Annotated in this window: 13 protein-coding genes; 5 read left to right on the top strand and 8 right to left on the bottom strand. The window is 72.0% G+C overall.

The features are described from left to right. Positions 1-51 precede the first annotated feature (51 nt). Genes B0B14_RS13215 through B0B14_RS13205 form a run of 3 tightly spaced genes read right to left on the bottom strand, consistent with a single transcriptional unit; the run spans position 52 to position 1,762 of the window. Positions 52-1,077: an NAD(P)-dependent alcohol dehydrogenase gene (locus tag B0B14_RS13215; RefSeq protein WP_083710596.1), complete on the bottom strand. Its 1,026-nt coding sequence runs from the start codon at positions 1,075-1,077 to the stop codon at positions 52-54. Next, entirely contained in the window at positions 1,074-1,295 is a 222-nt protein-coding gene (locus B0B14_RS13210) for a helix-turn-helix transcriptional regulator (protein WP_076682508.1), read from the bottom strand. Before B0B14_RS13210 ends, B0B14_RS13215 begins: the two co-directional genes overlap by 4 nt. Next, complete coding sequence (locus tag B0B14_RS13205; RefSeq protein WP_256714384.1) at positions 1,295-1,762, bottom strand: hypothetical protein; 468 nt, start codon at positions 1,760-1,762, stop codon at positions 1,295-1,297. The genes B0B14_RS13210 and B0B14_RS13205 overlap by 1 nt, the downstream gene beginning before the upstream one ends. A gap of 108 nt (positions 1,763-1,870) precedes the next feature. Between B0B14_RS13205 and B0B14_RS13200 the strand changes: the two genes are divergently transcribed. Then, entirely contained in the window at positions 1,871-2,614 is a 744-nt protein-coding gene (locus B0B14_RS13200; protein ID WP_076682504.1) for a hypothetical protein, read from the top strand. 192 nt (positions 2,615-2,806) lie between these two features. Here B0B14_RS13200 and B0B14_RS13195 read toward each other — a convergent pair whose 3' ends face one another. After that, complete coding sequence (locus tag B0B14_RS13195; RefSeq protein WP_076682502.1) at positions 2,807-6,475, bottom strand: bifunctional proline dehydrogenase/L-glutamate gamma-semialdehyde dehydrogenase; 3,669 nt, start codon at positions 6,473-6,475, stop codon at positions 2,807-2,809. Between the two features lie 130 nt (positions 6,476-6,605). Between B0B14_RS13195 and B0B14_RS13190 the strand changes: the two genes are divergently transcribed. Then, positions 6,606-7,514, top strand: coding sequence for a LysR family transcriptional regulator (locus B0B14_RS13190; RefSeq protein WP_076682766.1), 909 nt, complete (start codon positions 6,606-6,608; stop codon positions 7,512-7,514). 41 nt (positions 7,515-7,555) lie between these two features. Next, positions 7,556-8,605: a dipeptidase gene (locus B0B14_RS13185; protein ID WP_076682500.1), complete on the top strand. Its 1,050-nt coding sequence runs from the start codon at positions 7,556-7,558 to the stop codon at positions 8,603-8,605. Positions 8,606-8,611: 6 nt separating this feature from the next. Here B0B14_RS13185 and B0B14_RS13180 read toward each other — a convergent pair whose 3' ends face one another. Beyond that, entirely contained in the window at positions 8,612-9,172 is a 561-nt protein-coding gene (locus tag B0B14_RS13180; protein WP_076682498.1) for an acyl-CoA thioesterase, read from the bottom strand. Positions 9,173-9,359: 187 nt separating this feature from the next. Between B0B14_RS13180 and B0B14_RS13175 the strand changes: the two genes are divergently transcribed. Further along, a complete protein-coding gene (locus B0B14_RS13175) occupies positions 9,360-9,866 on the top strand; it encodes a GNAT family N-acetyltransferase (protein WP_076682496.1) in 507 nt (168 codons plus the stop codon). An 8-nt stretch (positions 9,867-9,874) separates the two neighbouring features. Continuing rightward, a complete protein-coding gene (gene cofE / locus B0B14_RS13170; RefSeq protein WP_083710595.1) occupies positions 9,875-10,636 on the top strand; it encodes a coenzyme F420-0:L-glutamate ligase in 762 nt (253 codons plus the stop codon). A 157-nt stretch (positions 10,637-10,793) separates the two neighbouring features. On the opposite strand, the gene B0B14_RS13165 is transcribed toward cofE, so the two are convergent. From B0B14_RS13165 to B0B14_RS13155, 3 genes are read right to left on the bottom strand one after another with little or no spacing between them, the layout of a single operon-like run. After that, positions 10,794-11,654, bottom strand: coding sequence for a DUF4097 family beta strand repeat-containing protein (locus B0B14_RS13165; protein ID WP_076682494.1), 861 nt, complete (start codon positions 11,652-11,654; stop codon positions 10,794-10,796). A 13-nt stretch (positions 11,655-11,667) separates the two neighbouring features. Continuing rightward, positions 11,668-12,336, bottom strand: coding sequence for a response regulator transcription factor (locus B0B14_RS13160; protein WP_076682492.1), 669 nt, complete (start codon positions 12,334-12,336; stop codon positions 11,668-11,670). Next, positions 12,324-13,628, bottom strand: coding sequence for a sensor histidine kinase (locus B0B14_RS13155; protein WP_083710593.1), 1,305 nt, complete (start codon positions 13,626-13,628; stop codon positions 12,324-12,326). The genes B0B14_RS13160 and B0B14_RS13155 overlap by 13 nt, the downstream gene beginning before the upstream one ends. Positions 13,629-13,636 lie beyond the last annotated feature (8 nt).

Here is a 13,636-nt window from a genome sequence, read left to right as displayed (position 1 = left end):
CCGGGCTCTATTGTCGCACGGCCGGATGCCGCCGCACCCGGCGATCTCCGCTCATCCGCCGAGCACGACCACCTTGCCCACGGTGTGCCCGGCGTCGACGTGCGCGAGCGCGTCCCGCGCCTCATCGAGGGGCCACGTGCGCTCCACGACGGGGGCGAGACGGCCCTTCGCGGCGAGCCCGAGGAGCGAGGTCAGGATGCCGGTGTCGGGCGTCGCCGCGAGCGGGATGAGCCTGCGGGAGCGGCGCGAGAGCACGATGGCGCGCAGGATCCGCCCGACCGGACCGAGCACGCGCCCGCCGTGCCCCGACACGAGCACGACACCGCCGCCGGGCCGCACGAGCCGCTGCAGATCGCGCAGGCGGGCGGTCCCGGCGATGTCGATCACGGCGTCGAACGACGCGGCACCCAGCTCCGGAGCCCCGGGCTGCACCACCGCGTAGTCGAAGACCCGTGCGGCGCCGAGACCCGTGACGAGCTCCCGTGCGCGGGCGCCGGTCAGCGCCCACACCTCGATGCCCCGCTCGGCGGCGAGGCGCAGCGTGAACGTCCCGACTCCGCCCGACGCGCCGATGACGAGGATGCGCGCCCCCGCGGCGACCTTCGCGAGCTCGAGCGCCCGCCAGGCCGTGCCGCCGGCGATGGGGAGGGTGGACGCGGTCGCCGCCGTGACCTCCGCGGGTCGGCGCACCAGCCGAGCAGCGGGCGCGACGACGAACGGGGCGAGCCCGCCGCCGGGCAGCTCGCCCACGACCTCGTCGCCCACCGCGAACGCGGTGACGCCCGCGCCGATGCCGACGACGGTTCCGGCGACGTCCATTCCCCGCCCGGGATGCTTCGGGCGCCGCAGCCCGAAGGCGGCGCGCACGAGCAGCGGCTCGCCGCGCATCAGTCGCACGTCGCCGGAATTGAGGCTGGTCGCGGCCACCCGCAGCAGCACCTCGCCCGCCGACGGCGTCGGCACGGGCACCGTTTCGCGTGCCACCGTCTCCGGGCCGCCGTAGCGATGCTGCTGCCAGGCCGTCATGGTTGCGGGAAGGGCGGCGGCCGGGGCCGCGGCATCCGTCGTGTCGGTCATCTCTGCTCCTGCGGGTAGTGGAAGACGTCGTCGAGCGAGACCCCGAAGACGCGGGCGATCTGGAAGGCGAGCTCGAGGCTCGGGGAGTAGCGGCCCTGTTCGACCGCGATGAGGGTCTGCCGGGTGACGCCGATGCGGGCGGCGAGCTCGGCCTGCGTGAGAGCGGCCTCCTCGCGGAGGCGACGGATGTCGTTGGTGACCTTCGTGGGCTTCACCATCAGACGAGTCCCCGGCGGTAGGCGATGACGCTCGCGATGCCGCCGATGAAGGCCGACAGCGCGAAGCCGAAGAACATCGTGTGCGCGATCCAGAACCACGGCGCCTCCACCGCGCACAGCACGATCACCCCGAGCCCGGCGAGGACCGTGAACGCCTGGCCGACGCGGCTGCCCATCCGGGCGATGTCGCGGTCGCGCTCGTCGGACTTCCCCACGCCGTCGGGGTCTCGCGCGCCGGCGATGATCCCCCAGACGATACTCAGGAGGATCGTGCCCGCGATGCCGGCTCCGATCGTCCACAGCATGGTCGGCCACCAGTCGACGTCGGGCAGCGGCCCGCCGGCCGCCTGCTGCAGGATGACGACGACGTACGCCGTCATCACGATGACCGTGACGATGAGCCCCGCCCACGCGTTGCGCTCTTCGTACGCCATGATGCCCTCCACAATGTAAGGAATGTTTGACATCAGAAGAGTATGCCGCCGTCCGTCCAATTGTCAAGAAACTTTGACATAGTGAATCCGGCTCCGTGTCAAGAGTTGGCTGTCCGGGCCCTGACCTGGGATTCTGAAGTTATGGGGAGGCGTACAGCCGAAGACACGCGCAGGCTCATCATCGATGCGGGGCTGACGCTCCTCCTCGAGCGGGGGGCTTCAGCAGGCGTGCAGCACATCCGCCTGCAGGAAGTGCTGCGCACGGTCGGGCTGACCACCGGAGCGGCGTACCGCATCTGGGCGGATCAGACCGACTTCCACCGCGACCTCGCGATCGAGATGGTGCGACTGCGCTTCGCGCCGCCGTCGCGCAGTGCCGAGTCCGCCGTGGCGGGAGTGCTCGACGGCGGCGGATCGATGGACGAGGCGATCCGCGCCGCCACTGCAGACCACATCGCGTACGCCTCGCGCTTCCACCTCGAGCCCGAATCGCGCGACTCGCACGCGTTCATCACGGCCCTCGCGCTGCGTACGGCGGCAGGCGCCTGGCCCGAGCTGCGCGAAGCCAGCGCCGAGCGCCACACCGAGTCCATTCAGGGCTTCACGGACTTCTACACGGCGATGATCGCCCGCTACGGATACCGGATGCGCGCGCCGTTCACCGTCACCGACTTCGCCGAGGCGATGGCCGCGCTCGGCGAGGGCTTCGCCGTCCGGGCCGCGGAGGGCTTGGACCATCCGATGTTCGAGATCGACGACGCGCAGGAGGTGCCCGCCGGCCACTGGACGCTGTTCGGCCTCGCGGCGCGCGGCTTGGTCGACGCGTTCATGATCCACGAGCCCGACGCCGACGCGACCGATCAGGCCGCGTCCGACGCCGTCTGACACCGCAGCGGCCACCGGCCGTTGCGGGCCCGATCCCCAACGGCCGGGGCCGCTGACCCCAGGTGTGTGGACGACGTAGGAATGCGAACAACTCCCCAGTTGTCCTTCGCCGTCATGTCCGTCCTCCATGTAAGCGGACATCCGCGAGCAAGAAAAGAAAGATAAGTTCTTTCTCTTCGGCGGGCCGAAACGTCAGATGACGGTCTCCGACCAGGCATCCGGATTCCCGAATCGGTGCGCCGTGATCGTGATCGACTGCTCGTGCAGGAACGGCAGGAGCTCGATGCGGCCGGCCGTGGTCACCTCGTTGTCGTACACGGCCAGGTCGGGGTCGCCCGCGACGGCCTCGGCGAGCGCGCGATGCGCCGCAGCGACCGACTCGCTCGTGCCCACGAGCCGAACGCGCGACGGGCGGCCTGCCCCCGACATCCGCTCGAGCCACTGCTGCTCGGTCTCGACCCAGACGGCGATCCCCTGGTCGCTGAGCACGCGCCGCACGGTGGGGGGCAGCCCCACGGGTGCGCTCACGTCGAAGTCCGCCCCCGACCGGATGCCGGCGACGACGACGCGCAGGAGGGCCCGCCAGGAGGCATCCCCCGCCGCGCGCAGCGCGACGCCCGGCATCGGCCGGTACCGGAAGAGATTGCGCTCGACGCCGAGGCGCGAGACGTCCTTGACCTGGCCGAACTCACGGTCCCACGCGATCGCGTCGGCCAGGGCGCCGCGGCGCAGCCACTCGAAGGACTCGTAATCGAGTGAGGGCTGAGCGGCCTCCACGAGGTCGGTGATGCGGGAGTCGAGACCCCGCAGGTGCAGCGTCGCCGACGTCGTCGCCCCTGCGGAGGGCCGCCACGATCCGAGACCGATGAGGTAGTTCGGTCCGCCCGCCTTGGTGCCGGCGCCCACCGAGGAGCGCTTCCAGCCGCCGAACGGCTGGCGCTGCACGATCGCGCCGGTGATGCCGCGGTTGACGTACAGGTTGCCGGCCTGCACGGTGTCGAGCCACTGCGCCAGGTCGTCGGGGTTCTGCGTGTACAGGCCCGCGGTGAGTCCGTAGGCGACCGCGTTCTGCAGCTCGATCGCCTGGGCGAGCGACGTCGCGTGCATGACACCGAGCACGGGCCCGAAGAACTCCTCGCGGTGGAAGCGTGACCCGGGTTCGACGCCCGTGCGGATGCCCGGACTCCAGAACCGGTCGCGGTACTCCGGTCCGAAGTCGAGCGGCCGGGGCTCGACGAGCCACTTCTCGCCGTCGTCCAGCGTGGTCAGCGCCCAGGCGAGCTTGCCGTGCGGGGGCTCGATCACGGGGCCGACCTCGCTCAGGGCATCGGAGGGCGGCCCGACGCGGAGAGAGGCCGCGGCATCCACGAGCTGTCGGGCGAAGCGCTGGGACCGGCCGACCGGGCCGACGAGGATCGCGAGGGAGGCCGCAGAGCACTTCTGCCCCGCGTGCCCGAACGCGCTCTTGATGAGGTCGGACGCGGCCAGGTCGAGATCGGCCGACGGCATCACGATCATGGCGTTCTTGCCGCTCGTCTCGGCCAGCAGGGGCAGCTCGGGCCGCCACGAGCGGAAGAGCTGCGCGGTCTCCCACGACCCGGTCAGGATCACGCGGTCGACGTCGGGATGCGACACGAGCCGACGGCCGAGGGACCCCTCGTCGATGTCGACGAGGGCGAGCACGTCGCGCGGGACCCCGGCCTCGTCGAGGGCCGCCCACAGCGCCTCGGCCACGACGGCCGCACACCGGCGCGCCTGCGGAGCAGGCTTGAAGACGACGCCCGAGCCGGCCGCGAGCGCGGCGAGCACGCCGCCGGCCGGGATCGCGATGGGGAAGTTCCACGGCGGAGTGACCACGGTGAGCTGGGACGGCACGAAGACCGCACCCGAGACGCTGTCGAGCTCGCGGGCGGTCGCGGCGTAGTACGCCGCGAAGTCGACCGCTTCGCTCACTTCGACGTCGGCCTCGGCGAGCACCTTGCCCGTCTCGGAGGCCGCGACCTCGATGAGCTCGGCCCGGCGGAGCTCGAGCATCCGCGCCGCCGCCTGGAGCACCTCGCCGCGCTCGCCCGCGGGGCGCGCGCCCCACGTCGCCCCGGCCGCGCGCACCCGCGCGATGACGGCCTCGAGCTCGTCGGCGTCGCCGACGAGCGCCGCGCTGATCGTGGCGTCGCCCGCGGAGGACGTCTCGATCCGGTCGAGGATGTCGCGGCCCCAGGCACGGTTCGCCGCGAGGGCCGGATCGGTGTCGGCGGCGTTCGTGAACCCGGGAGCACCCGTCGCACGGGACGTCTCGCGGGAGGCGAAGACGGCCGTCTCGACGAAGCTGTCGCCGCCGAAGACGACGTGCCCGGCGCCCGGGGCGATCGGCGTCGTGTCGCCGGGATCGGAGGAGGAGGAGCGGGCGATGCCGAGCACCACGTCGGTGAGCCCGTCCTCGGCCGCCGCGATCGGCGCGCTCCGGCGGAGGATCTCGGGCGCCGGGGCGGTCCGGCGGTCCTGCACCCGGTTCGGCCCCGTCGCCAGCGCCGGATCGGCCGCGCGCTCGAGGGAGGCCGCGAAGCGCGCGCGCTCCCTCTCGAACAGCGACGGATCGTCGGCGAGCTCGAACGCCGCCGAGAGGAAGTTCTCGCTCGACGCGTTCTCCTCCAGCCGACGCACGAGGTAGCTGATCGCGACGTCGAACTCGTCGGGCCGCACGACCGGCACGTACAGCAGCACATGGCCGACCTCCCGCGCGACGGCCTCGACCTGCCCCTGCGCCATGCCGAGGAGCATCTCGAACTCGACGGCTGCGGTCACCCCGCGGCGCTGCGCGAGCAGCCACGCGAAGGCGATGTCGAACAGGTTGTGACCCGCGACGCCCAGGCGCACGGCATCCGTCCGTGCAGGATCGAGCGCGAAGTCCAGGCAGCGCAGGTAGTTCGCGTCGGAGTCGACCTTCGCGCCGTACGTGGCGAGCGGCCAGTCGTGCATGACGGCATCCACCCGCTCCATCGCGAGGTTGGCGCCCTTCACGAGGCGCACCTTGATGCGCGCTCCGCCCGCGGCGACGCGCTGCCGGGCCCAGGCCGTGAGCTGCTGCAGCGCGGGGAGCGCGTCGGCGAGATAGGCCTGGAGCACGATGCCGGCGTCGAGCCGCGTGAGACGCGGGTCTTCGAGGATGCGCGTGAACACCGCGATCGTGAGGTCGAGGTCGCGGTACTCCTCCATGTCGAGGTTGATGAACGTGCCGTCCGATGCCGCGCTCAGGTAGAGCGGCATCAGCCGGTCGACGACCTTGTCGACCACGTCGTCGAACGCCCACATCGAGATGTGGCTCGCGATCGCCGAGACCTTCACCGACACGTAGTCGACGTCGGGACGACGGATGAGGTCGTGGATGCCCTCGAGCCGCCGCAGCGCCTCACCCTCGCCGAGCACGGCCTCGCCGAGCAGGTTGAGGTTGAGCTTCGCTCCGCTCGCGCGGAGCTTGGAGATCGCGGGGCCGAGCTTGGCGGGCCGCGCGTCGATGACGAGGTGGCCGACCATGTCGCGCAGCGCCCGGCGCGCGATCGGCACGACGGGCGAGGGCAGCACCGGGGCGACGGCTCCGCCCAGGCGCACGGCGCCGCGGAGATACCACGGCAGGAAGTCGGGAACGAGCGGAGCGACGCGCTGCAGATTGGATGCCGCGGCGGCGAGGCTCTCCGGGCGCATGACGCCGTCGACGAAGCCGATCGTGAAGGGGAGGCCGTTCGCGTCCTGCAGCACGCCCGCGAGCCGGGCCGCCGCGGGATCCGCGTCGGCGTCCGCCGCTTCGTGCACCCAGCGCTGCGCGAGCGCGACCGCGCCCTCGATGAGATCCGTGTCCTCGAGCATCCGCACTCCTGATCGTCCGTGTCCAGCCTGTACCCCGACGTCGCTCATTCGACCAGATTGCGGCATCCGATCATTCGTGAATAGCGATGATCTACGATCTGTATTGTTCGGCTTTATCGATGGGATGAAGATGTTCGAACTTCGACGCCTCCGGCTGCTGCACGAACTGGCTCTCCGGGGCACCCTCTCGGCGGTCGCGGAGGCGCTGTCGTACAGCCCGTCGACGATCTCGCAGCAGCTCGCGCAGCTCGAGAAGGACGCCGGCGTGCCACTGCTCGTGCCCGATGGACGCCGGGTGCGACTGACCGAGCAGGGCGAGGCGCTCGCGGCCCATGCGGCTCGTGCGCTGGCGCTCGAGGAGCAGATCCGCGGCGAGCTCGAACAGGTCCAGCCCGGCATCGCGCCGGTGCGCGTGGCCGTCATGCAGACCGCGGCGCTCGGGCTCGTGCCGGCCGCGCTCGGCATCCTGCGTGAGCGCGCCCCCGGTCTGCGCGTCGAGCTCGCCGAAGTGCCGCCCGAGGAGGGCCTGTTCGAGCTCGCGGCCCGCGGATTCGACCTCGTGATCGCCGAGCAGTATCCAGGAGTCGCCCGCGAGCACCGCTCGGGCCTCGAGCGGGATCCGCTCGGCCGCGATCCGATCCGCCTCGCGCTGCCCCGCTCGTCGAGACCCGAACCCGTCACCGCGCTGCGCGACCGCGCCTGGGTGATGGAGCCGGTCGGCACCGCATCGCGGCAGTGGGCCGTGCAGCAGTGCCGCGCGGCCGGATTCGAGCCCGACGTGCGGTTCGAGCTGGCCGACCTCACCGCCCACGTGCGGCTGATCGCGGCGGGACACGCCGTGGGGTTCCTCCCCGATCTCCTGTGGGCCGGCGAGAAGCCGCGGGTGCGGCTGGTCGAGCTCCCCGGATCGCCCGACCGCGAGATCTTCACGGCGGTCCGCCGCTCCTCCACGACGCGCGCCGGCATCCGGATCGTCCGCGACGCGCTGCGCGCGGCCTTCGACCTGCACGCCGGAACCGCGGTGGCCGGTTCGTCGTGACCCACCGACCGCGGCATCCGTCCGGCCTCTAGCGTGGAGGCGTGACCCTCGCCTCCACGCACCCCGCCGTCGTCGAAGCCCTCGCCTCATTCCCCGTCATCGACGGCCACAACGACCTGGCGTGGGCCGCACGGGAGGACGCGACGGATCGGTACGGCGTAGAGGGGCTGGATGCCGGATCGGCCCACGGCCGGTTCCAGACCGACCTGCCGCGCCTGCGCGCCGGCGGGGTCGGGGCGCAGTTCTGGTCGGTGTACGCGCCCTCGACGCTGCCCGAGCCGGAGGCCGTCGTCGCCACGCTCGAGCAGATCGACTTCGTGCACCGCTTCGTCGCCCGCCACCCCGCCGATCTGGCCTTGGCCTGGTCGGCCGACGACGTGCGCGCGGCGTGGGCATCGGGCCGCATCGCGTCGCTCCTCGGAGCCGAAGGCGGGCACAGCATCGCCGGGTCGCTCCCGGTGCTGCGCGAGCTCGCCCGACTGGGCGTTCGGTACATGACCCTCACCCACAACGACAACACCGCGTGGGCGGATTCCGCGACCGACGAGCCCGTGCACGGCGGACTCACCGACTTCGGCCGGGCCGTGGTGCGCGAGATGAACGCCATCGGCATGATCGTCGACCTCTCGCACGTGTCGGCGCAGACGATGCACGCCGCGCTCGATGAGACGCGGGCGCCGGTGATCTTCAGCCACTCGTCGTGCCGCGCGCTGTGCGGCCACCCGCGCAACGTGCCCGACGACGTGCTGCAGCGGCTCGGATCCAACGGCGGCGCGATCATGATCGCGTTCGTGCCGCCGTTCCTCACCGACGACTACGCGCAGTGGATGCGCGACGGCTCGGAGGGCCCGAAGCCGCCCGTCACGATCGACGACCTCGTGCGGCACATCGAGCACGCCCGCGACGTCGCCGGCATCGACCACATCGGTCTCGGCGGCGACTACGACGGATTCGAGGACTTCCCACCCGGCCTGGAGGACGTCTCGGGCTACCCGCGCCTGCTCGAGCGCCTCGCCGAGCGGGGCTGGTCGGCGACCGATCTCGGCAAGCTCACCGGCGCGAACCTGCTGCGGGTGATAGGCGACAGCTGAGCTCCGTCAGCTCCAGACGCTCGGCGCCTCCGCCTTCGTGGAGGGCAGAGCGGATGCCGCGGCCCACTCCGACACCCACGGCGCCAGTTCGGGCAGGTTGTCGGGCTTGTGGAGCGCCTCGAAGAGCTCCTCGAGCGGGACGACACCGCCGCTGCGGCGGAGGAACCGCGCACGCACGATCATCTCGGCGTACACCTCGCCGTCCACGACCGCCCGGTGCATGAGGTAGCTCGACTTGTCGTCGTGCGCCATGATCCGCGACTCGATGGTGAAGACCTGCCACAGCTCGAGCGACTTGCGGAACGTGATCGTCTCGCTGGCCACGACGGCGTACCAGCCGCGCTTCGTGAGCAGGTCCCACAGCCCCGTGCGGATGAGCAGGTCGAAGCGGCCGAGATCGAACAGCGATCCGTAGCGGCCGTTGTTCATGTGGCCGAGCAGGTCGATGTCGGTCGGCAGTGTGCGCACGCGCACGCGCCCCACAGCGGTCGGATCGAGGGGACCGTTCCGGCGGAGCATCGCTTTCGCCCGCCAGACGGTCAGGAGGGTGCGCCAGATCACGTTCACGAGGAGCGATCGTAGCCATCGCTGTGCGTATCGCGGATTCGTTTGTCGAATGCCCACAGTGGGACCGGCGTGTCGTTGGCGTCCCCGTCCGCCGATGCCGACATGCCCGTCCGAGCCTCCGCATTCGCGGTCGCCCCCGACCGTCGCTCGATTTCGCCGAGCCGAATCGCGAGCGTAGAGTCGCGGCATGGAAGCGGAAATCCAGACCGACATCGTCGTCCGTCCGGTGCGCGACGTCGACGCCGAAGCCCTCGGCCGCGTGCATGCGACGTGCTGGCACGAGACCTACGACCACCTCATCAGCAAGGCCGCCCTCGAGGCCGTCTCGCCGAAGCGTCTCGCCGAGCTGTGGACGCACTGGGCCGCGCAGGGCCCCGACTTCAAGATGTTCGCCGCGCTCGTCGACGGCGAGATCGTCGGCTTCGCCGGCTCCGGCCCCGCCCGCGACAAGGACGCCCCGAGCTTCCGCGAGCTGTACTTCATCTACCTCCTCGACGCCTTCCACGGCACCGGCATCGGCCAGCGTCTGTTCGACGCCGTGATCGAGACCGACGAGCCCCTCTACCTGTGGGTCGCGGAGGACAACCCCCGCGCCCACCGCTTCTACCAGCGCAACGGCTTCACCCTCGACGGCGCGACGCACACCGAGCCCTTCCTCGGCGAGACGCTCACCGAGGTGCGGTTCGTCCGCTGACCGCTGACGTGCTGCAGGTCTGGGCCCTCGAGGGCATTCCCGAGGTCGCTCCGGGCGCCGACCTCGTCGCGCTCATCGCCGACGCCGCCGGGGGGACGCTCGTCGACGGCGACATCCTCATCGTGACGTCGAAGATCGTGTCGAAGGCCGAAGGCCGGATCATCGAGGCATCCGACCGCGAAGCCGCCATCGACACCGAGACCGTGCGCGTCGTCGCATCGCGCACGTCCGAGTCGGGGCACGTGACGCGGATCGTGGAGAGCCGACTGGGCATCATCGCCGCGGCGGCCGGCGTCGACGCGTCGAACACGCCGCACGGCACCGTGCTGCTGCTGCCCGTCGATCCGGATGCCTCGGCCCGCGCGCTCGCGGCGGGAGTGCGGGAGCGGCTCGGGGTGCACGTCGGCGTCATCGTGTCCGACACGATGGGGCGCGCGTGGCGCGACGGCCAGACCGACACCGCGATCGGCGCCGGTGGCGTGCACGTGTTCGAGGATCTCCGCGGACAGACGGATGCCGAGGGGCGCCCTCTCGTCGTGACGATGCCGTGCGTGGCCGACGAGCTGGCGTCGGCCGGCGACCTGGTCAAGCGCAAGGCCGCCGGCCGCCCGATCGCCGTCGTACGCGGCCGCGGCGACCTCGTCGGCGACCTCGACCTGCCGGGTGCGCGGTCGATCATCCGCCCCGCCGAGCGCGACTTCTTCCACACCGGATCGGCGGAGTCGTACGCCGAGGGCTTCGCCGCGGGCGCGGCATCCGCTGCTCCCTGATCTCCCCCGCGGCCGCCCGCACGCAACTCCTCCGTTCCGGCGCCGGTACGGCGTGTCATCGCCGCGACACGCCGACCCCCGGCCGGGAGTGAGGAGTCACGCACGCGAGAACGGCCCGGGCCTCTCCCTGGGCCCGGGCCGTTCGCGTCAGGAGAGGTCAGTTCGCGCGCAGCTCCGCGTTGCCGGCGGAGACCGTCACCGTGACGGTGTTCGGCGCGCCGGGGGTCGACCCGATACGGTTGTCAAACCCGCCGGCCGACACGTCCGACCGGACGTCGTACTCGCCCTCGGGCACCTCGAGGCGGAGCGAGCCCGCGCTCACATCGAGCGAGAGCTCGCGCGGCGGTGTGCCGGTGAACGACACGTCGAGGTCGCCCGCACTCACGGTGAGCTCGCCGGTGCGCACCCCGTCGACGTCGAGATCGGCGCGTCCGGCGCTCACGTCGACCGAGACGTCGTTCGCCGAGCCGTCGATCTCCGCGCGACCGGCGCTCACGTCGACGTCGAGCTCCCCGAACGCTCCGGACGCCGAGAGGTCTCCCGCCGACAGGCCGAGCTCGGCATCCAGTCCTTCGAGCGCCAGCGGGAGCCGCAGCACGGCGTCGCCGGCGCCGTCGAAGAGCCAGCCCAGGCCGAAGAAGCGGGGCGACGCGACGCGCAGTTCGTCGTCGTCGCGCTCGAGCGTCCAGCGGTCGGCGCCGAATGCCGAGCGCACGTCGAGCTCGGCTTCGTCGACGTCGGCGAACTCGATGCGGAGGCTGCCGGCCGACACGTCGACCGAGAGGTCCTGGACGCCGGTGGTGGCCACGGTCGCCGTCGAGGTGCGCACGTTGGCGCTGAAGAGCGTCGTGGCCACGGCCCAGCCGACGGCGCCGAGCACGAGGATGCCGCCGACCACGATCGCGATGATGGCGACCACGCGCGACGCGGGCGTGGGCGACGACGGGGTCGGCGCAGGCTGTGGAGGAACCGGCTGCTGAGGAGGAGCGGGAGGGGCGGGAGTGGTCGCAGTGGACATGTGATTCTCCTGACTAGAGGCCGGCGGACGGCTGTCCGCCGTGCCCGAGGTGGACGAGGGCTGCGAGCACGCGCCGGTTGCCCGACTCGTCCTGCTCGAGGCCCAGCTTCTGGAAGACCGCGGTGATGTGCTTCTCGACGCTGCCTTCGCTGATGTAGAGGGTCTTGGCGATCGCCTGGTTCGACTTGCCCTCCGCGAGCAGGGCCAGCACCGTGCGCTCCCGATCGGTCAGCCGCTGCATCCGCTCGTCGCGCGGGCGGCGCCCGAGGAGCTGGGCGACGACCTCGGGGTCGAGCACCGTGCCGCCCTGCCCGATCGCCTCGATCGTGTCGAGGAAGTCGGCCACGTCGGCGACGCGGTCCTTGAGGAGGTAGCCGAGGGCGCCCCCTCGTCCGGCGATGAGCTCGGAGGCGTAGCGCTCCTCGACGTACTGGGAGAGCACGAGCACGGGGAGGTCGGGGTGGGCGTCGCGCAGCCGCAGGGCCGCCCGGATGCCTTCGTCGGTGTGGGTCGGGGGGAGGCGCACGTCGAGGATGCACAGCTCCGGGGCGGACTCCACGACGGTGTCGTCGAGCTCGGAGGCATCCGGGAGGGCGGCGACCACAGTGTGACCGGCGTCTTCGAGCAGACGCACGAGCCCTTCGCGCAGGAGCACCGAGTCCTCGCAGATCAGAACGCGCACGGGATGCTCACCTCCACCGCAGTGGGTCCGCCGACGGGGCTGTCGAGGCGGAACTGACCGCCGACGCCGAGCACGCGGTTGGTGAGGCCGTCGAGTCCGCCGCCCGGAACGACGGTCGCCCCGCCGATGCCGTTGTCTTCGATGCGCACCCAGAGCAGCCCGCCGTCGCGCTGGCGCACGACGACCCGGCACTCGGTGGCGCGGGCGTGCTTGGCGGCGTTGGTGAGCGACTCGGCGATGACGAAGTACGCCGCCGTCTCGGAGGCCTGACTGCACCGCTGGGTGAGACGGACGTCGAGCGTCACGGGCACCGGCGAGCGTGCGGCCAGGGCCGACAGGGCGGCATCCAGTCCCCGGTCGTCGAGGACGGACGTGTGGATGCCGCGGGCCAGCTGACGCAGCTCGGTGATCGCCGTCTTGGTCGAGGCGTGCGCTTCGGCGATGAGGGCCTTGGCCGTCTCGGGGTCGTCGTCGATCTTCTGCTGCGCCATGCCCAGCGTCATGCCCACCGAGACGAGGCGCGGCTGGACGCCGTCGTGGAGGTCGCGCTCGATCCGGGTGCGCTCCACATCCGCGGCGCGCACGGCGCCGGCGCGCTGCCGGTTCGAGGTGCGCGCCTCTTCGGCGAGCAGCGCTTCGCGCGACGGCACGAGGATCGCGCGAGTCAGCACGCCGTGCAGCAGGGCGAGCCCGACGATCGCCGCCGCGGAGATGAGGGCGATCAGGATGCCTGCGGGCACCGCCCATCCGGCCGGAAGAGCCAGGCCGATCCGAGCGAAGCGCACCGCCTCGCCGTCGGCGAAGAGCGGAGCGAAGATGCCGACGATCCCCGAGGCGAAGACGCCGACCAGGCCGAAGACGATCGCGCCGAGGATCGTCGACACGGCCGCACTGGCGATGCCGCGCCACACGGGCGGATCGATCAGCTGCTGCCAGAGCGTGCGGAGCAGCCCGCCGAAGCCCGGACGCCCGCTCGTGCGGAGGCGCCGGGGCGGCAGGCCGAACCCGTACAGCCCGTCGACCCGCGCCGCCTCGAGCCACGACGTCGCGAACAGCGCGTAGGCCAGCACCACGAGGAAGACGACGCCGATGAGGAAGACCGGCAGGAGGCCGAGCCCGAGTCCGAGCAGCGTGAACAGGATGGCGAAGACGACCGGGCCGATCACGCCGACCGCCGCGAGCTGGAGGATCGCACCGGCCACGAGGCGGGGGGACGAGATGCGCGGCGGGAGCGGTGCGGATGCCGGCGGTGCGCCGGTTCCCGGCGAGACGGCGACGGATGCTGTGGTCATGCCTCCAC

It is taken from the genome of Microbacterium sp. RU33B (assembly GCF_900155915.1).
In the GTDB taxonomy this organism is placed as follows: Bacteria; Actinomycetota; Actinomycetes; order Actinomycetales; family Microbacteriaceae; genus Microbacterium.
The sequence above is the reverse complement of the archived record's forward strand: the minus strand, read 5'-3'. Positions and strand labels throughout refer to the sequence as shown.